Source organism: Nonomuraea insulae, assembly GCF_042656245.1.
This window is the reverse complement of sequence record NZ_JBHSPA010000027.1, coordinates 375,199-391,698: the sequence shown is the minus strand read 5'-3', so window position 1 is coordinate 391,698 and position 16,500 is coordinate 375,199. Positions and strand designations below refer to the sequence as shown.

The window sequence follows — 16,500 nt, the reverse complement described above, 5'->3', positions numbered from 1 at the left end:
TTAACCTTCCAGAACCATCTCAGGGGACGACGTGCCGCGGTCCCGATCCGCTCGCACCGCATCGCGGACGAAGTGGAACCACATGAAGACGGCGAATCCGGCGAAGATCCACCAGTTTGCCGCATAAGCCAGATTACGCCAGGTCAGCGTGCCACCGGTGACCGGTGGAGCCGCCTTGACCTGCGTCAGTGAGCCCGAGGGCGGCTGCGCCACGACGAAGCCGCTGCGCAACCGCTGCCCGCTCCACAGGTTGACCAGCTCACCCGTGGAGACCGTCTGCACCTGGCCGGCGGGCAGCCCCTCCGCGCGCCGCTGCACGCTGTCGGTGCCCTGCTGCGGCCGCAGCCGCCCGGCCACGGTGACCCTGCCCTGGGGCACGGCGGCCACGGCCGGGTCGCCGGCCTCGGCCACCCAGCCGCGTATGACGGGCATGAGCGAGCCGTCGTCGAGCTTCAGCGGCGTGAGCACCCAGAAGCCCTGGTCACGCGAGACGTTGCCGCCGGGGGCGTCGACGTCGGCCGGACGGTCGGCGACCAGGAGCTGGCTTCCCGCCTCGTAGACGCCCTCGGCCGTGACCCTGCGGCTCGCCACCTCGCCGTCGAGCTGGGACCCCACCTTTGTCACCGTGGAGACCGCGACGGGCGCGGGATCCGACGAGACGTGCGGCTTTCCCGAATCTTGGAAGACTCCGAGCTGCCAGCGGCCGAGCAGGATGAACGCGACGAGGACCCCGATCGTGAGCAGGTGCAGCCCCATCAGACGAGGCGAGAGCAGGGTCCTCAGCATGCTTCAAAGCTATCCGCCCGGTGGGGCGGTCCCCTAATCAGCCCATGCCTATAGATGCCGCCAAAAGGCACAAACAGCGCAGGCGTTCACGCTAGGCTGCTGCCCATGTCTGACCAGCACATTGACCCTGCGGGCAACACCCAGGCCTTCCGCGCCTTCGCCAACGCGCGCGAGCAGGAAGTCGCGGCCAAGCCCAAGAAGTCGCCCATCGTCCCCATCGTCATCGCGGTCGTCGCCGTCATCGTGATCGTCGGCGTCGCCGCCTTCCTGCTGCTCCAGTAAGACAGCCGACAGCAGCACCCGCCGCGGAGGCCGTGGCGGGGTTTCGTCGTTCCCGGGCCCTTCCGCCGGCGTGACGGGTATCACTCTGGCCCGAACGGGCAGCGCTCACTACATTGGATTCAGAGTCCAATAAGACCCCCGGGAGGGGCAGTGGATGAGCCAGGGATAGTGATCGTCGGGTCCGGCTTCGCCGGGATCTGCATGGCCGTCAAGCTCAAGGAAGCCGGCTACCACGACTTCGTCATTCTGGAGAAGGCCGCCGAACTGGGCGGAACCTGGCGCGACAACACCTACCCCGGCTGCGCCTGCGACGTGCCGTCGCACATGTACTCCTACTCGTTCGCGCTCAACCCGGACTGGTCGCGGATGTTCTCGCCGCGCGAGGAGATCCAGGACTACCTGCGCGCCTGCGCCACCAGGCACGGCATCCTCCCCCACATCCGGTACGGCAAGCGCGTCACCTCCCTGGAGTACTCCGACGCCGCCCGCACCTGGACGGTCACCACGGAGGACGGCGCCAGTATCCGCACCAACGCGGTGATCTCCGGCATCGGCGCCCTCCACATACCGAAATTTCCGGAAATTGTGGGGCAAGAGTCGTTCGCCGGGCCCGCCTTCCACTCCGCCGCATGGGACCACTCCGCGGACCTGACCGGCAAGCGCGTCGCCGTCGTCGGCACCGGCGCCTCCGCCGTCCAGTTCGTCCCCCAGCTCGCCCCCACCGCCCGCCACGTGACCGTCTTCCAGCGCTCGGCCCCCTGGATCCACCCCAAACCCGACTTCTCCTTCTCCCCCGCCGCCCGGCGGCTCCTGCGCCTGCCCGGCGCGGCCAGGACCCTGCGCGACGGCCTCTACTGGGCACTGGAGAGCAGGGCGCTGGGCTTCGCCGTGGACCCGCGCCTGATGAAGGCCCACGAGCGGCTCGCCCTGCACCACCTGCGCGCCCAGGTCCCCGACCCGGAGCTGCGCCGCGCCCTCACCCCCGGCTACCTCATCGGCTGCAAGCGCATCCTCGTCTCCAGCGACTACTACCCGGCTCTGACCAGGGAGAATGTCACGCTGGTCACCGAAGGCATCACCGAGATCCGGGAGCGCTCGCTCGTGGACGCGGCCGGGGTCGAGCACCAGGCCGACGCGATCGTCTACGGCACCGGCTTCAAGGTGGTGGACGCGCTGACCGACCAGCGCATCGTGGGCCGCGACGGCCTGACCATCCAGGACGCGTGGAAGAACGGCGTCGAGGCGTACTACGGCATCGCCACCTCCGGCTTCCCCAACCTGTTCTTCCTGCTCGGCCCCAACACCGGCCTCGGCCACAACTCGGTCGTCTTCATGATCGAGTCGCAGGTCCGGTACGTCGTCGAATGCCTGCGCCTGCTCTCCCGCACCCAGGCCAGAGCCGTGGACGTCACCCCGCGGGCGCAGCGGGCCTTCAACGACCGGCTGCGCCGCAGGCTCGACCCCATGGTCTGGAACGCGGGCGGCTGCCGCTCCTGGTATCTGGACGAGAACGGAGTGAACCGGACGATCTGGCCGGGCTTCAGCTTCGAGTACTGGGCGCGTACCCGGAGGGTGAAGCCCGGCGCGTACGAGCTCATCTACTAGAGGAGACCACCATCGCGCTGCCGCCCCCGCGGCGCACCGGCTCGGCCACGGCCTGGATGCGGCCCCGGCCCAGGAACTCCAGCGCCGTGGCGGCGCCGATCTCCGGGTTGGGCGCGAAGGCGTGCCCCTTGGCCTCCAGCTCCGCCTGGTGCTCGGTCAGGAACGCGGGCTCGGCCTGCGTCTGTGCGGTGTTGCGCTGGGTGGCGCGCGGCGCGGCGAGCGCGTCGGGCAGGTTCATCCCGAACTCGTACCGGTTGACCAGGATCTGCAGCACGGTCGTGATGATCGTGGAGCCGCCGGGCGAACCGGCCGCCAGCACCGGCCTGCCGTGCTCGAAGACCAGCGTCGGCGCCATCGACGAGCGCGGCCGCTTGCCGGGGCCGGGCAGGTTCGGGTCGCCGGGGGCCGGGCCGAAGGTGAAGTCGGTCAGCTCGTTGTTGAGCAGCACGCCGCGGCCCGGCACCACGATGCCGTTGCCGCCGGTGGACTCGATGGTCAGGTTGTAGGCGATCACGTTGCCCCAGCGGTCGGCGATGACCAGGTGGGTGGTCTCGGGGCCCTCCTTGGCGACGGGAGTGGAGGCGCCGGTGGGCTGGGCGCAGGGCCCGTACGTGCCGTCGGGGACGCCGGGCGCGGCCGGGCTGGTCAGGGCCCTGTCGCCGATCAGGCAGGCGCGTTCCTTGGCGAAGCCGTCGGACAACAACTCCTTGAGTGGCACGCCTGGCAGGTCGCCGACGTAAGCGCCGCGGTCGGCGAAGGCCAGCCTGGACGCCTCCAGGTATTCGTGCACGCCGACCTGTGGCAGGGCCTCCAGGATGTTGAGCGCCTCCCCGACCGTCGAGCCGCCGGAGGAGGGCGGGGCCATGCCGTACACGTCCATGCCGTTGTAGGAGACCTTGGTGGGCTCGCGCAGCAGCGCGCGGTAGGCGCGCAGGTCGGACAGCTCCATCAGGCCGGGCCGGACGTTGCGGGTGCTGCCGGGGGTGACCGGGGGCCGCTTGACGGTGGCCACGATCTCCTTGCCGAGCCCGCCGTCGTAGAGCCAGCTCGGGCCGCGTTTGCCCAGTTCACGGTAGGTGGCCGCGAGATCGGGGTTCTTGAACACCGAGCCGACGGGCGGCGGGGCGCCGTTCGGGAGGTAGAGCTGGGCCGTGGTCGAGATGTCCTTGAAGCGGGCGATGTTCGCGGCGGTCTGGTCGTAGAAGGTCTGGTCCACCACGAAGCCCTTGGAGGCCACCTCGATCGCCGGCTGGAGGGCCTGTTTGAGCGGGATCGTGCCGAATTTACGCAGGGCCAGGTCCCAGTTCGCGACCGTGCCGGGAATGCCCGCCGACAGGCCGCTGGTGACGCCCTCCTCGAAGGGGATGCCCTCCAGCGTGGTCGCGGTCATGGCCCGCGGCGCGGTCTCACGACCGTCGATCGTGAACACCTTTCGCTGCCTGGCGTCGTAGTAGACCATGAAGCCGCCGCCGGTCAGGCCCGACGAGTACGGCTCCGTGACGCCCAGCACCGCTCCGGCGGCGACCGCGGCGTCCACGGCGTTGCCGCCCTTCCTGAGCACGGAGATGGCGGCCTTGCTGGCGTCGAGGTCGACGGTGGCGACGGCGCCGCCGTACCCCTCGGCCACGGGGGACTTCTGCTGAGGCTCGGCCTGTACGGCGGGTGCCGGCACGAGCGTGACAAGGACTGCTGCTGCGGGAATGATCACACGGCGCATGGTGTCCACGATGACCCACATACCCCCATCGTGGTAGGGCCCCCTCACACGCAGGGAGGATGCGCTGGTCAGAGGGCTCATCTAGCGTGGGGGGCGTGCGCAGGAAGTATGGATTCGACCCCTATCTCGCCCTGATCGTGGCCGCCGGCCAGTTGGTGATCTCCAAGGGCGCCTCCTGGGGGCAGCGGGAGACCCGCGAGCCACTCGATCCCTATGCCTACGCGCTGCTGTTCGTGGGCCCGCTGGCGCTGCTCGTGCACCGCCGCTTCCCGCTGATCACGACCGCCGTCGCGCTGGGCGCGTGCGACCTGTTCCTGATCGGCGGCTACGCCTACGGCCCCACCTTCATCAGCCCGGCGGTCATGCTGTTCCTCCTGGTCACGCGGGGTAAACGGTTGATGGCCTGGTTCATGGCCGGCATGACCCTGTTGTCCTTCGTGAGCTACGCGTGGCTGGTCGGCAACAGCGACCTCTTCCACAGCGTGTGGATGCTGACCGCCATCATGTTGCTGATGGTCGTGGCCGAGCTGGTCAGGATCGTCCGTGAGCGGCGTACCGAGCGGGAGCGGATCTCCGAGGAGGAGGCCAGGCGGCAGGCCAGCGAGGAGCGTCTGACCATGGCGCAGGAGCTGCACGACGTGCTCGCGCACAACATCTCGCTCATCCACGTGCAGGCCAGCACCGCTCTGCACCTCATCGACGCCAACCCCGAGCAGGCCAGGACCGCGCTGGCCACGATCAAGACGGCCTCCAAGGAGGTGCTCGGCGAGATGCGCTCCGTGCTGAACGTCCTGCGCGAGGGCGCCCCCCGCTCCCCGACCGCCGGGCTCGACCGGCTCGACGAACTGGTCGAGCGTTCAGGGCTGGAGGTGGCGCTCAAACGCGTCGGCTCCCGGCCGCTGCCGTCCCAGGTGGAGCGGGCGGCGTACCGGATCGTGCAGGAGTCGCTCACCAACGCCGGCCGGCACGCGCCCGGCTCCTCCGTGAGCGTGCGCCTGGAGTACGGCGAGAAGGAACTGATCGTCCAGGTGGCCGACACCGGCGCCACCACCCCTGCCGTACTGTCGGAATCGGGCAGCGGCAACGGCATCCCCGGCATGCGCGAGCGGGCCTCCGCGCTTGGCGGCACGCTCGTCGCCGGACCTTCAGGCGGCGGCTTCCAGGTCGAGGCCAGGCTGCCCCTACCCGAGGAGACCTCATGATCAACGTGCTGCTGGCGGACGACCAGGCGCTGGTCCGCGCGGGCTTCAAGGCGCTGCTCGACGCCCAGCCCGACATGACCGTGGTGGCCGAGGCCTCCGACGGCGCGGAGGCCGTCCGGCTGGCGGGCGAGCACCAGCCGGACGTCGTGCTCATGGACATCCGCATGCCGGGCACCGACGGCCTGACCGCCACCCGGCAGATGCCGCCGGGGCCGCACATCATCATCCTGACGACGTTCGAGCTGGACGAGTACGTCTTCGAGGCGCTGCGCGGCGGCGCCAGCGGCTTCCTGGTCAAGGACACCGAGCCGGCCGAGCTGATCCAGGCCGTGCGGGTGGTGGCGGCGGGAGAGGCGTTGCTGTCGCCCAGCGTGACCCGGCGCCTGATCGCCGAGTACGCCACCCGCGCCAAGGAACCCATCGTCGCCGACGGCCTCGACCAGCTCACCGATCGCGAACGCGAAGTGCTCTGCCTGGTCGGGACCGGGATGACGAACGACGAGATCGCGGCCAAGCTGTTCATGTCACCGGCTACCGCCAAGACGCACGTGAGCCGGGCCATGATGAAACTCCACGCCCGCGACCGCGCCCAACTCGTCGTGATCGCCTACGAGTCCGGCTTGGTCAAGCCCGGCTGGTTGTGAGGGTTGTGCCGAACCAGTGCTCGGCCGCCTCCGGCAGGCCGTCGGTGCCTGCCCAGGCGACGTAGCCGTCGGGGCGGATCAGCAGCGCGTCGGCGGGTGGGGCGTCGCAGTGGGCCTTGACCACGTCGATCCAGTCGTCGTCGAGCGTGGCGCCGCCGCCCAGGTCGAGCAGCAGGGGCCGGGCTTCGCGCATCAACTCGGCCACCCGGCCTCCGCCCGCCAGCGCCAGCTCCGGCACGAACCGCCCGACCAGCGGATGCCGGGCATCCCCTGAGCCGGAGTCGTGCCGGATGCCGGAGTCGTATCGGATGCCGGAGTCGTGGAGGAGGCCGGCCAGGTGGCGGGCCGGGGCTTCGAAGGCGAACACCTCGGCGAGCAGGTCGCGCAGCGCGGCGCCGTCCTCGCCCTCGACCCGGTCGATCGCCGCCTGCGCCCGGGTCTGCATGAGCGTGCGCTCACCGACCGCCCGCCGCTCGCTCTCGTAGGTGTCCAGCAGCGCCTCCGGCACCCGCCCACGCAGCCGGGCGGCCAGCTTCCAGGCGAGGTTCGCCGCGTCCGTCATGCCGACGTTGAGCGCCGAACCACCCGCCGGGAACAGGTGGGCGGCATCCCCCGCCAGGAACACCCGCCCGACCCGGTACCGCTCGGCGATCCTGGCCTGCGCGACCGTGCTCGACAGCCAGATCGGCTCCCCGAGCGGCAGGTCCCTGCCCAGCACACGCCGTACGGCCGCCTGGAACTCCGCCAGGGTGACGGGCCCCTCCGCGACCGGGCCCCCCTCCCGTACACCGGCGATGAGCACCCCGTCACGGAGCGAGGTGAGCAGGACGCGGCCGTTCCGCCGCCGGTTCCAGCCCGGCTGCAGGCCGTCCCCCTCCAGGGACTCGAACACCCGCATGGCGGCCTTGAAGTGACCGACCAGCAGCCCTTCCTCGTCGGTGGTGCCGAGGAAGGCGATCCCGGCCTGCTCGCGTACGAGGCTGCGTGCGCCGTCGCAGCCGACCACGTACCTGGCCCTGATCTGCCCGTCACCGACCTCCGCCGTCACCCCTTCCTCGTCCTGGGAGAGCGAGCGCACCTCGCACCCCCGCCTGATCTCGACCCCGAGCTCGCGCGCCCGCTCGGCCAGCAGGTGCTCCAGTCGGGGCTGCTGGAGCAGCAGCAGCCGCAGCGGCACGTCGTCGATCTCGGCGAACCTCAGCGGCACCGGCCCGAACGGGAAGCCCGGCGCCCGGCCCGAGAACGGGCTGCCCGCGCTGAACCGCTCCAGCAGCCCCCGGTGGTCGAGTAACTCGACGATCTGCCCGCCCAGCCCGTTGGCCTTGGGCAGCTCGCTCGGCTCGGCCCTCTTCTCCAGCACGATCGGGCGGGCACCGGCCAGGCTCAGCTCGCACGCGAGCATCAGCCCCACGGGTCCCGCCCCTACGATCAGCACATCTTCCATGCCTGTCAGGCTAGATTGACAAAATCTCTCCTGTCAAGCTAGCCTGACACCGTGGACGTAACAGAGCTGTCCGAGCGGATCAGGGCCAACGACCCAGCGATGGGCCTGCGGGCGGTCGGCGCCCTGCACCGGCTGGCCGAGCAGGTCGAGGCCGTGTCCGTGGCGCTGGCCAGGGAGCAGGGCTGGACCTGGGAGCAGATCGGCGACGCGCTCGGCATGTCGCGGCAGTCGGTTCACGCCAAATACGGGAAGTGAGGGGCTGACCATGTTCGGCAAACAGAAGAGCGCGGTGACGGTGATCGTCAAGGGCGGGTTCGAGGAGGCCAGGCTGCGCGGCGACCGGCGGCTGGGCACGGAGCACCTGCTGCTCGGCCTCCTCCACCACGAGGAGTCCGCCCGGACGATCGGCGTGGACCTGGCCGCCGCCCGGGCGGCGCTGGACGAGCTCGACCGGGCGGCGCTGCGCATGCTGGGCGTGGAGGTCGGCGACCTTCCCGCCACGCCGCGCAAACATCCGCCGGTGCCCGCCACCGCGCTCACCTCCAGCGCTCGTGCGGTGCTCAACCAGGCCATCAGGGCCACGACCGTCAAGACCAGGGAGGCGCAGGTGCCACGACACCTGGCGCTCAACCTGCTGGCGCAGAAGCGTCCCGACCCGGTCGCCCAACTCATCGACCAACTCGGCCTCGACCGCGCCGCCCTGCACGGACGCCTCGCGTAAGGCCGCCCCCGGCACGGACGCCTCGCGTGAGGCTGCCGCCCAGCACGGACGCCTCGCGTGAGGCTGCACCCCGCGTGACCGAAATTTGGTTGTACGTCCGGGCGGGCCACTGAGATCGTCGAGGGATGCGGCACACGTACGACGATCTGGTCCAGGAAGCCGACTCCGTATCCGTGGCAGGCTGGGACTTCTCCTGGCTCGACGGCCGCGCGACCGAGGAGCGCCCCTCATGGGGTTACGCCCGACTGCTGGCCCGGCGCATGGCGAAGGCGCGGGCCGCGCTCGACATCCAGACCGGCGGGGGCGAGATCCTGGCCGGCGTACCCACCCTGCCGCCGGTGACCGTGGCCACCGAGTCGTGGCCGCCCAACCTGAAGCTGGCCGCCTCCCGGCTGCGTCCGCGCGGGGCCTGGGTGGTGGCCGACGACGAGTCGCCGCGCCTGCCCTTCATCGGCGGGGTCTTCGACCTGGTGACCAGCCGCCATCCGGTGGAGACGTGGTGGTCGGAGATCGCCCGTGTGCTCCGTCCCGGTGGCTGCTATTTCTCCCAGCAGGTCGGGCCGTGGAGCGTGTTCGAGCTGGTTGACTTCTTCCTCGGGCCCAGCGACGGCTCGGGCCGCGACCCCGCCAAGGCCAGGGCGGCGGCCGAGTCCGCCGGGCTGGAGGTCGTGGACCTGCGCTCCGAGCGGTTGCGCATGGAGTTCCGCGACGTCGGAGCGGTGATCTACTTCCTGCGGAAGGTGATCTGGATCGTGCCCGGGTTCTCGGTCGCACGCTACGAAGAGAAACTGCGCGAGATGCACTCTCTGATCGAGGCAGAAGGTCCGTTCGTGGCCCATTCATCAAGGTTTCTCATCGAAGCGAGGCGACCCAGTGGCCAGATTGCATGACCTTGTAGTCGACTGCCGGCATCCGGCGTCCCTGGCCCGGTTCTGGGCGGAGGCGCTCGATGGTTACGCCGTCGCGCCGTACGACGAGGAGGAGCTCGCCCGGCTGCGCGGGGAGGGCGTCCTTTCCCCCGAGGACGATCCGACGGTGCTGGTGGAGGGTGGGTCGCCGCGCTTGTGGTTCCAGCGGGTGCCGGAACGCAAGATCGTCAAGAATCGGCTCCACCTCGACCTCCGCGCCGACGACCAGGACATGGAGATCGACCGGCTGATCGCTCTCGGCGCCAAACTCCTGGCCACCCACGACGACTGGGTCGTGCTGTCCGACCCGGAGGGCAACGAATTCTGTCTGGCCTAACCCCAGGAGGTGTCCCGCCGTACTTCGGTGGCGGGTCCCTGCGAGAAGGCAGCGGCGTGGTCGGTGGCCCACTGGGCGAAGGTGCGGGCCGGGTGGCCCGTGATGTCTGAGACGGTTGTGGTGACGACCGGGGGCGGGCTGTCGAGCATGTGGGCGTAGCCGTCCAGGAGCGGGTCCACGAAGGAGTCCGGGAAGGTGTCGTCGGCCAGCAGGCGGCGGCGTTCCGCCTCGCGGGAGAGCTCCTGCCAGCGCAACGGCCGCCCGATCGCCTCCCCGAGGATGCGTACCTGCTCGACCTGGGTCAGCACCTGCGGCCCCGTCAGCGTGTAGCGCATGCCGTCGTGACCGTCCGAGGTGAGTGCGCGCACGGCGACGGCGGCGAGGTCGCGTTCGTGGAGCATGGCCATCGGGACCGCGCCGAAGGCGCCGTGGACGACGTTCCCGGCGCGAATTCGGTCGGCCCACCAGAGGGCGTTGGCGGCGAAGGTGCTGGGCCAGAGCATGGTCCAGGACAGCCCTGACTGCTCGACCCACTGTTCGACCTCGTTGTGCGACAGGCCCACGGCGGAGTCGGGCTGGTCGCGTACCGCTCCTGAGGAGAGCAGGACGACGCGGCGGGCATGCCGGGCGATGGCGGCGACGACGGCGGGCGCGGCGTCGGCGGTGTGGAACGGCCAGATGAGGAACACCGACTCCACACCCTCCAGGCACTGGCCGATGGATTCGAGGTCGCCCTTGACGACCTGCGCGGCTTCCGGGAGGCCGGCGGTGGCGGGGTTTCTGGTCAGGGCGCGTACGGGGTGGCCCACCTCGGTGAGCTGGTGGACGACCTGGCGGCCGACGTTTCCGGTGGCGCCTGTCACGAGAATCATGTGGTCAAGGGTCGGTCAGCCGCACGATGAAGCCCAATATTTCGTGGCATCTCGGAGGATTTCCTCCATTCGCCTAATCTGGCGAGATGGAATCCGCCACGCTCGATGCCACAGATCGGGGACTGGTTCACGCGTTGCAGATCGACGGCCGGGCGCCCTTCGCCAGGATCGCCGGCGTGCTGGGCGTCTCCGAGCAGACCGTGGCCCGCCGTTACCGCAGGCTGACGGCGGCCGGTGTGATCAGGGTGGTGGGCGGGCTCGACGGCTCGCTCCTCGGGTACGAGCCGTGGACCATCCGCGTACGCTGCACTCCCGACGCCGGCACGACCATCGCCGAGGCTCTGGCACGACGGCCCGACACGTACTGGGTGCACGTGTTGTCCGGCGGCACCGAGATCTCCTGCTTCACCCAGTCCCCCGACGCGGTCCTGCTGGAGCGGCTGCCCAGGACGAGCCGCGTCCTGGGCATGACCGCGCACTCGCTCCTGCGCGGCTTCGCCCTCCCGGACGGCTGGCAGGGGCTGGCCGCGCTGACGCCCGAGCAGGCAGACCTGCTGTGCCCGCCGCCGGTCCGAGGGGACGGGATCGTCCTGCAGGAGGAGGACCACCGTCTCATCGAGGTGCTGGCGGGAGACGGCCGGGCGGGGTATTCAGAGCTGGCCAGGGCCACGGGCTGGTCGGAGGCCACGGTCAAGCGCCGGCTCGGGCTGCTGAGAACGTCGGGCGCGCTGATCGTCCAGCTCGACCACTCCCCCAGGCTGCTCGGGTACCGCGCCGAGGCCCGGCTGTGGATGTCCGTCCGCCCCTCGGGGCTGCTCCACGTGGCCGAGACGCTGGCCGGGCACAAGGAGATCGCCTTCGCCGCCGTCACCACCGGCCCCACGAACCTGCTCGCCGCCGCCGTCTGCCGCGACAACAACGACCTGTACCGCTACCTCACCGAGCGGGTGAGCACCCTGGACGCGGTGCAGACGCTGGAGACGGCCCCCGTCCTGCGGACGATGAAACGCACCGGGGCGCTACCCCCGCTGACGTACGGCCGGCCCGCCTGAGCACTCCCCCGGGTGCAGCGCGAACAGAGCCCGGCGTGCGATTCGCCGCGCCCTCCTCCGGCGGACCCTTGAGGTACCACGTCAAAGGAGGAGACATGAACACGATCGCTCTCTGGGCACCGCACTGGGGCGCCGGCGCCGGTTTTTCGCCGATCTTCCCGATCGTCTGGGGCCTGCTCTGGGTCGCGCTCATCGCGGCGGCCGTCACAGGCTGGCGGCGGGGCTGGTGGGGACCGCGCCGCGGGCACACCCCGTCTCCCGCCGCGGCCGCCTCACCCACGGCGTCGGCCGAGCAGATCCTGGCCGAACGCTACGCTCGCGGCGAGATGACCGACGACGAGTACTTCGAAAAGGTCTCCGTTCTCAGGGGCGGTTCCGCATAAACGTTACTAAGGGTGCAACAACTGTCACTGGCCGCATCCATGGAACCGGCGCTACGTTCGTATAGGGCTTCGTGAAAAGGGGGCGAATATGTTGCTCCCGGCGGAGTTCGCCAGCCTGTTTCCGGCGGAGTCCGCCAGCCTGCTCGCCGGTGGAGTCGCCGCCGGGCTCGTCGCCGGGACCGCCACGTGCACGGCGGTGCAGGGCGGGCTGCTCATGGGGCTGGCCGACGGCCGCCATGGGCGCGATCCGGCGCTGGTGGGCTGGTTCCTGGTGGGGCGGCTGGCCTCGTACACCGTCGTGGGGGCGCTGCTCGGGCTGCTCGGCTCGGCCGTCAGCCTGCCGCCCCAGGCGCGGGCGGTGCTGCTCGTCGCGGCGGGCCTCATGGTCGTGGTTTTCGCGGTCAGGCTCATGCGGCGGAGGCCCGCCGGCTGCGCGAAGGCGCAGCCCGCGGCTCCGCGAAGGTACAAGGCGCCCCTGCTGGGCGCGGCCACCATCCTGGTGCCCTGCGGCGTGACGCTCGGCATGGAGATGATCGCGATCTCCAGCGGCTCGCCGGTGGCGGGGGCGGCGGTCATGGCGGGGTTCGTGGCCGGGACCGCGCCGGCGTTCGCACTGCTCGGGTACGTGTTGCGGCGCGTCTCCCGAACCGGACTCGCTCGGCTGGCCGGGGTCGTGGCCATCGCGGCCGGTCTCTGGACGGTCGGAGCCGGGGTCAATCTGGGGGGCTGGATCCACGTCCCCGAAGCCCCCGCCGCGTCAGGCCCGGGGGAACGGTCGGTGACCGTGTGGGCGACACGCGAGGGATACCGGCCTGCCATGGTGACGGCGCGGGCGGGCGTACCCGTCGAGGTGATCTTCAAGCTGGTGGATCAGGGCTGCACCGGCACCGTCTCGATCGGCGGGCGGGACGTCGCGCTGCCCGCCACCGTACGGCTGCCGCCGCAGCGGCCCGGCTCGCTGCGCTACGTCTGCGGAATGGGCATGTACACGGGCCTCATCAACTTCGTCTGAGGCCTTGTCGGCGATTACGGTTCGCGATCGGGCGATCACGTGCCAGTCTGTCGCCATGGCTTGGCAAGGAGAGCTGACAGCACCGGCCGTACCGGCACCGCGCGTGGGAGACGAGCCCGAGTTGATGGCCGCCGCGCGGGCGGGCGACGCGCACGCCGCGCACCGGCTCGGCAAGCTCTACGCCCAGCACGGCGACCGTGTGGCGGCCAGGCACTGGTGGGAGCGGGCGGCCTCGGGCGGCAACGTCGACAGTGCGTACAACCTCGGCATCTGGCATGAGAAGCACGGAAGCCTGGAGGAGGCCGTCACCTGGTACGAGGCCGCCGCGAGCACCGGCGACGCCGAGGCCGCGACGAACCTGGCCACCCTGCTGCTGGAGCAGCGCGGCGACGCCGGGGCGGCGAGGGTCTGGTTCGAGTGCGCGGCCACGGCCGGGTCCAGGACGGCCGCCCGCAGGCTGGCGCTGATGTGCGAGGACGCGGGCGAGCTGGGCGCGGCACGCGAGTGGCACCGCAGGGCGGCCGGCGACGGCGACGCGGCCTCCGCCCACGACCTGGGCTTCCTGGCGTACTGCGCGGGCGAGGAGGTGGAGACCGTGCGCTGGTGGGAGTGCGCGGCCAGGGGCGGCCACGCCGAGTCCGCCTACTGTCTGGGCCTCTACCTGCACGCCAGCCGCGACCCCGAGGGCGCCGAGGCCTACTACCGGCTGGCCGCCAAGAGCGAGCATCCAGGCGCGGCCTCGCGGCTCGGCGGGGTGGCGTTGTCCAGAGGCGACCTGCGCACCGCGCGGGCCTGGTTCGAGCAGGCCGCGAACGCCGGGCGGGCGGAGGACCAGCGCATGGCCGGGTTCGTCTGCGTGGAGCTGGGCGACACGGCGTCGGCCAGCCACTGGTTCGGCCGGGCGGCGGCCGGCGGGGACGCCGAGGCGGCCTACGACTACGGCCTGCTGCTGATCGCCGAGTTCGGGGATCTGGCGGGCGGGCAGCACTGGTTCCGGCAGGCGGCGCGGGCCGGGCATCACGGGGCCGCGGTCGAGCTGGGCGGGCTGCTGTCGGTGGCCGGCGAGCACGGGGAGGCGCAGGAGTGGTTGTCCGATCCGCCGCCCGCCGCCTGGGGCCGTCCCGCCGAGCCTGAGCTGACCGCCAGGGCGGAGCTGGCCGCGGCCGCCACGGCACGGGCCGGCGGCGCGCCGCTGGCCGTGGCCGAGCTGGCCGAGGTGCTGGGCACATGGGACCTGGTGACCAGGCCGCTGCACGACCACTCCGACGTGCTGGCGTGGCTGGCGGAGCGGAGCGGGGTGCACACGAGCGCGGTCGAGCACCTGGCGTCCGTACGCGGCACGCTGGTACGCCCGGGGAGCGCGCCGTGGCCGAGCCCGGGCGAGCTCCAGCACGTCCTGACCACGGCCCGCGACCTGCGGCGCCGGCTAGGTGTGCGCTAGCCCTGGCCGAGGTGGAACAGGTTGCCGTCGTCGTCCTTGAAGACGGCCGACCACCCCCACGGCTGCTCCGACGGCTCCTGGGTGAACTCCACGCCGCGCGCCGCCAGCTCCCGGTGGACCTTGACGATGTCGTCGGCCTGGAACATCACGTAGTTGGGCATGTCCTTGGCCGGCGTGGGCCCGGCGGGGTCGGCCTTGTTGAGGACCAGGCGGGTGCCGCCGCCGGACGGCTGGACCTCGACCCAGCGGTCCTCCCCGTACGGCAGGTCGGTGGTGACCTCGAAGCCCAGCTTGCCGGTCCAGAAGTCGACCGCCCGCTGCTGGTCCTCGACGTAGATGTTGACCTGGCTGATGCTGAGCGCCATCGCTCCCCCTTTAGGTTGTATCCATGATGGATATAACCATTGTGGTGCTATCGTGTCAATCATGCTCACGGCGGCCGGATTCCACGTGCTCCTGGCGCTGGCCGGCGGCTCAGGCCACGGTTACGCGGTGATGCGCTCCGTGGAGGAGGTCAGCGACGGCGCGGTCAGGCTGGGTCCCGGCACGCTCTACCGGACGATCAGCCGCCTGGTGGCCGACGGGCTGGTCGAGGAGTCCGACGAAGGAGACCCGGCCGCGCCGCACGACGCCAGACGGCGCTACTACAAGCTGACGCCGCAGGGCGAGCGCGCGGCGCGCAACGAGGCCGCGCTGCTGGCGCGCATGGTGACGGCGGCAAGAGAGGCAGGGCTGATCACGTGAGCTCACTGCGACCGCAGGGCCTGTGCCCGCATCTGTTCGTACGGGGCGCCGCGCGAGCCGTCGCGGCCGGGGCCGAGGTGGAGATGCCGGTGCGGGAGATGTTCTGGGGCGAGCGGTACGGCGTGCTGCGCGACCCGTTCGGGCACCGCTGGGCGGTCACGACGGCCAGGGAGCAGCTCACCCCTGACGAGATCGTAGAGGGCACGGAGGCGCGGCCGTACCCTCCCTCTCCCTCTTAGACGAACTCGGCGACCGGCGTGTACGTCAGGCCGAGCGCCTGCGCCACCGGCTCGTTCGTGAGCCGCCCGTCATGCGTGTTGAGCCCGCCCGCGAGGCCGGCGTCGGCCTTCATGGCCTCGCGCCAGCCCAGATTGGCCAGCTTGACCGCGTACGGGAGCGTCGCGTTGGTCAGGGCGTACGTGGAGGTGTTGGCCACGGAGCCCGGCATGTTCGCCACGCAGTAGAAGACCGATTCGTGCACCTTGTACGTCGGCTCCGCGTGCGTCGTCGGGCGCGAGTCCTCGAAGCAACCGCCCTGGTCGATGGCGATGTCGACGAGCACCGAGCCCGGCTTCATGCGCGCGACCAGGTCGTTGGAGACCAGCGTCGGGGCCTTGGCGCCGGGGATCAGCACCGCGCCGATCACCAGGTCGGCCCGCAGGACCTCCTGCTCGATCGCGTACGAGGTGGACACCAGCGTCTTGAGCCGGCCCTGGTAGATGGCGTCGATGAAGCGCAGCCGGTCGACGTTGGTGTCGAGGACGGTGACCTCGGCGCCCATGCCGACAGCGATCTGCGCGGCGTTCAGCCCGGAGACGCCGCCGCCGATCACGACCACCTTCGCCGGCGCCACGCCCGGCACGCCGCCAGGCAGCACGCCCCTGCCGCCGTTGAAGCGCATCAGATTGTACGCGCCCACCTGCGGCGCCAGCCGGCCCGCGACCTCCGACATCGGCGCGAGCAGCGGCAACGAGTGGCCGACCTGCACGGTCTCGTACGCGATGCCCGTCGTCCCGGCCGCGAGCAGCGCGTCCGTGCAGGAGCGGGAGGCGGCCAGGTGCAGGTAGGTGAACAGCACCTGCCCCTCGCGCAGCCGGTGGTACTCCTCGGCGATGGGTTCCTTCACCTTGAGCACCAGGTCGGCGCCGGCCCAGACGGCGTCGGCGCCGTCGAGGATCTTCGCGCCGGCCGCCAGGTACTCCTCGTCCGTGATCTGCGACCCCAGGCCCGCGCCTCTTTGCACGGTGACGTCGTGCCCGTTGCGCACCAGCTCGTGCACGCCTGCCGGGGTCGCGGCGACGCGATACTCGTGGTTCTTGACCTCGGCTGGAACGCTGATCTTCATTGCGG

Annotated in this window: 20 protein-coding genes; 14 read left to right on the top strand and 6 right to left on the bottom strand. The window is 71.1% G+C overall.

Going from position 1 to position 16,500, the window contains the following annotated elements; genetic code table 11:
* Nucleotides 1–786, bottom strand: a complete 786-nt coding sequence (locus ACFPZ3_RS24125; protein WP_379516477.1) for an SURF1 family protein — start codon at nt 784–786, stop codon at nt 1–3.
* Nucleotides 787–891: 105 nt separating this feature from the next.
* Between ACFPZ3_RS24125 and ACFPZ3_RS24120 the strand changes: the two genes are divergently transcribed.
* Together ACFPZ3_RS24120 and ACFPZ3_RS24115 are read left to right on the top strand one after the other, a co-directional pair.
* Nucleotides 892–1,068, top strand: a complete 177-nt coding sequence (locus ACFPZ3_RS24120; protein ID WP_379516476.1) for a hypothetical protein — start codon at nt 892–894, stop codon at nt 1,066–1,068.
* A 150-nt stretch (nt 1,069–1,218) separates the two neighbouring features.
* Nucleotides 1,219–2,673 carry a flavin-containing monooxygenase gene (locus ACFPZ3_RS24115; protein ID WP_379516475.1) on the top strand — a complete coding sequence of 485 codons (1,455 nt, stop codon included), beginning with the start codon at nt 1,219–1,221 and terminating at the stop codon, nt 2,671–2,673.
* Here ACFPZ3_RS24115 and ACFPZ3_RS24110 read toward each other — a convergent pair.
* Complete coding sequence (locus ACFPZ3_RS24110; protein WP_379516474.1) at nt 2,663–4,411, bottom strand: gamma-glutamyltransferase family protein; 1,749 nt, start codon at nt 4,409–4,411, stop codon at nt 2,663–2,665. The genes ACFPZ3_RS24115 and ACFPZ3_RS24110 overlap by 11 nt on opposite strands.
* Before the next feature lie 74 nt (nt 4,412–4,485).
* Between ACFPZ3_RS24110 and ACFPZ3_RS24105 the strand changes: the two genes are divergently transcribed.
* Both ACFPZ3_RS24105 and ACFPZ3_RS24100 read left to right on the top strand, forming a co-directional pair.
* The gene (locus tag ACFPZ3_RS24105) at nt 4,486–5,592 is read left to right on the top strand and encodes a sensor histidine kinase (RefSeq protein WP_379516473.1); all 1,107 of its coding nucleotides are present in this window, start codon (nt 4,486–4,488) and stop codon (nt 5,590–5,592) included.
* The gene (locus tag ACFPZ3_RS24100; RefSeq protein WP_379516472.1) at nt 5,589–6,236 is read left to right on the top strand and encodes a response regulator transcription factor; all 648 of its coding nucleotides are present in this window, start codon (nt 5,589–5,591) and stop codon (nt 6,234–6,236) included. Before ACFPZ3_RS24105 ends, ACFPZ3_RS24100 begins: the two co-directional genes overlap by 4 nt.
* Here the strand turns inward: ACFPZ3_RS24100 and ACFPZ3_RS24095 are convergent.
* Nucleotides 6,217–7,680 carry an FAD-dependent oxidoreductase gene (locus tag ACFPZ3_RS24095; RefSeq protein WP_379516471.1) on the bottom strand — a complete coding sequence of 488 codons (1,464 nt, stop codon included), beginning with the start codon at nt 7,678–7,680 and terminating at the stop codon, nt 6,217–6,219. The two genes, ACFPZ3_RS24100 and ACFPZ3_RS24095, sit on opposite strands and share 20 nt — an antisense overlap.
* 51 nt (nt 7,681–7,731) lie before the next feature.
* Between ACFPZ3_RS24095 and ACFPZ3_RS24090 the strand changes: the two genes are divergently transcribed.
* The 4 genes from ACFPZ3_RS24090 (at nt 7,732) to ACFPZ3_RS24075 (ending at nt 9,646) form a co-directional block, all read left to right on the top strand.
* Nucleotides 7,732–7,935 carry a helix-turn-helix domain-containing protein gene (locus ACFPZ3_RS24090; protein ID WP_181449102.1) on the top strand — a complete coding sequence of 68 codons (204 nt, stop codon included), beginning with the start codon at nt 7,732–7,734 and terminating at the stop codon, nt 7,933–7,935.
* Nucleotides 7,936–7,945: 10 nt separating this feature from the next.
* Nucleotides 7,946–8,401 (top strand): Clp protease N-terminal domain-containing protein, encoded by a 456-nt coding sequence (locus ACFPZ3_RS24085; protein ID WP_379516470.1) that lies wholly within the window; start codon nt 7,946–7,948, stop codon nt 8,399–8,401.
* Nucleotides 8,402–8,526: 125 nt separating this feature from the next.
* Nucleotides 8,527–9,291, top strand: a complete 765-nt coding sequence (locus ACFPZ3_RS24080) for a class I SAM-dependent methyltransferase (protein ID WP_379516469.1) — start codon at nt 8,527–8,529, stop codon at nt 9,289–9,291.
* Entirely contained in the window at nt 9,275–9,646 is a 372-nt protein-coding gene (locus ACFPZ3_RS24075; RefSeq protein WP_379516468.1) for a VOC family protein, read from the top strand. Before ACFPZ3_RS24080 ends, ACFPZ3_RS24075 begins: the two co-directional genes overlap by 17 nt.
* On the opposite strand, the gene ACFPZ3_RS24070 is transcribed toward ACFPZ3_RS24075, so the two are convergent.
* Nucleotides 9,643–10,518: an SDR family oxidoreductase gene (locus ACFPZ3_RS24070; RefSeq protein WP_379516467.1), complete on the bottom strand. Its 876-nt coding sequence runs from the start codon at nt 10,516–10,518 to the stop codon at nt 9,643–9,645. The genes ACFPZ3_RS24075 and ACFPZ3_RS24070 overlap by 4 nt on opposite strands.
* A gap of 86 nt (nt 10,519–10,604) precedes the next feature.
* Between ACFPZ3_RS24070 and ACFPZ3_RS24065 the strand changes: the two genes are divergently transcribed.
* The 4 genes from ACFPZ3_RS24065 to ACFPZ3_RS24050 all read left to right on the top strand — a co-directional run bounded on the left by ACFPZ3_RS24065 (nt 10,605) and on the right by ACFPZ3_RS24050 (nt 14,406).
* Nucleotides 10,605–11,570 (top strand): Lrp/AsnC family transcriptional regulator, encoded by a 966-nt coding sequence (locus ACFPZ3_RS24065; protein ID WP_379516466.1) that lies wholly within the window; start codon nt 10,605–10,607, stop codon nt 11,568–11,570.
* 95 nt (nt 11,571–11,665) lie between these two features.
* Entirely contained in the window at nt 11,666–11,953 is a 288-nt protein-coding gene (locus ACFPZ3_RS24060) for an SHOCT domain-containing protein (RefSeq protein ID WP_379516465.1), read from the top strand.
* 88 nt (nt 11,954–12,041) lie between these two features.
* Complete coding sequence (locus ACFPZ3_RS24055; protein WP_379516464.1) at nt 12,042–12,965, top strand: urease accessory protein UreH domain-containing protein; 924 nt, start codon at nt 12,042–12,044, stop codon at nt 12,963–12,965.
* 103 nt (nt 12,966–13,068) lie between these two features.
* Nucleotides 13,069–14,406 carry a sel1 repeat family protein gene (locus ACFPZ3_RS24050; RefSeq protein ID WP_379516463.1) on the top strand — a complete coding sequence of 446 codons (1,338 nt, stop codon included), beginning with the start codon at nt 13,069–13,071 and terminating at the stop codon, nt 14,404–14,406.
* Here ACFPZ3_RS24050 and ACFPZ3_RS24045 read toward each other — a convergent pair.
* Nucleotides 14,403–14,771: a VOC family protein gene (locus tag ACFPZ3_RS24045; RefSeq protein WP_379516462.1), complete on the bottom strand. Its 369-nt coding sequence runs from the start codon at nt 14,769–14,771 to the stop codon at nt 14,403–14,405. The genes ACFPZ3_RS24050 and ACFPZ3_RS24045 overlap by 4 nt on opposite strands.
* A 61-nt stretch (nt 14,772–14,832) precedes the next feature.
* On the opposite strand from ACFPZ3_RS24045, the gene ACFPZ3_RS24040 reads away from it, so the two are divergent.
* Together ACFPZ3_RS24040 and ACFPZ3_RS24035 are read left to right on the top strand one after the other, a co-directional pair.
* Nucleotides 14,833–15,150: a PadR family transcriptional regulator gene (locus tag ACFPZ3_RS24040; protein WP_379516712.1), complete on the top strand. Its 318-nt coding sequence runs from the start codon at nt 14,833–14,835 to the stop codon at nt 15,148–15,150.
* Nucleotides 15,147–15,389: a VOC family protein gene (locus ACFPZ3_RS24035; protein ID WP_379516461.1), complete on the top strand. Its 243-nt coding sequence runs from the start codon at nt 15,147–15,149 to the stop codon at nt 15,387–15,389. The genes ACFPZ3_RS24040 and ACFPZ3_RS24035 overlap by 4 nt, the downstream gene beginning before the upstream one ends.
* Here the strand turns inward: ACFPZ3_RS24035 and ald are convergent.
* Nucleotides 15,386–16,495, bottom strand: coding sequence for an alanine dehydrogenase (ald, locus tag ACFPZ3_RS24030; protein ID WP_379516460.1), 1,110 nt, complete (start codon nt 16,493–16,495; stop codon nt 15,386–15,388). The two genes, ACFPZ3_RS24035 and ald, sit on opposite strands and share 4 nt — an antisense overlap.
* Nucleotides 16,496–16,500: the final 5 nt, after the last annotated feature.

Excerpts from the sequence above, each read along its gene's own strand:
- ACFPZ3_RS24045 (WP_379516462.1), bottom strand. The coding sequence starts at position 14,771 with ATGGCGCTCAGCATCAGCCAGGTCAACATCTACGTCGAGGACCAGCAG.
- ACFPZ3_RS24070 (WP_379516467.1), bottom strand. The coding sequence starts at position 10,518 with ATGATTCTCGTGACAGGCGCCACCGGAAACGTCGGCCGCCAGGTCGTC.
- ACFPZ3_RS24110 (WP_379516474.1), bottom strand. The coding sequence starts at position 4,411 with ATGTGGGTCATCGTGGACACCATGCGCCGTGTGATCATTCCCGCAGCA.
- ACFPZ3_RS24095 (WP_379516471.1), bottom strand. The coding sequence starts at position 7,680 with ATGGAAGATGTGCTGATCGTAGGGGCGGGACCCGTGGGGCTGATGCTC.
- ACFPZ3_RS24120 (WP_379516476.1), top strand. The coding sequence starts at position 892 with ATGTCTGACCAGCACATTGACCCTGCGGGCAACACCCAGGCCTTCCGC.
- ACFPZ3_RS24125 (WP_379516477.1), bottom strand. The coding sequence starts at position 786 with ATGCTGAGGACCCTGCTCTCGCCTCGTCTGATGGGGCTGCACCTGCTC.
- ACFPZ3_RS24040 (WP_379516712.1), top strand. The coding sequence starts at position 14,833 with ATGCTCACGGCGGCCGGATTCCACGTGCTCCTGGCGCTGGCCGGCGGC.
- ald (WP_379516460.1), bottom strand. The coding sequence starts at position 16,495 with ATGAAGATCAGCGTTCCAGCCGAGGTCAAGAACCACGAGTATCGCGTC.
- ACFPZ3_RS24055 (WP_379516464.1), top strand. The coding sequence starts at position 12,042 with ATGTTGCTCCCGGCGGAGTTCGCCAGCCTGTTTCCGGCGGAGTCCGCC.
- ACFPZ3_RS24080 (WP_379516469.1), top strand. The coding sequence starts at position 8,527 with ATGCGGCACACGTACGACGATCTGGTCCAGGAAGCCGACTCCGTATCC.
- ACFPZ3_RS24060 (WP_379516465.1), top strand. The coding sequence starts at position 11,666 with ATGAACACGATCGCTCTCTGGGCACCGCACTGGGGCGCCGGCGCCGGT.
- ACFPZ3_RS24085 (WP_379516470.1), top strand. The coding sequence starts at position 7,946 with ATGTTCGGCAAACAGAAGAGCGCGGTGACGGTGATCGTCAAGGGCGGG.
- ACFPZ3_RS24065 (WP_379516466.1), top strand. The coding sequence starts at position 10,605 with ATGGAATCCGCCACGCTCGATGCCACAGATCGGGGACTGGTTCACGCG.
- ACFPZ3_RS24100 (WP_379516472.1), top strand. The coding sequence starts at position 5,589 with ATGATCAACGTGCTGCTGGCGGACGACCAGGCGCTGGTCCGCGCGGGC.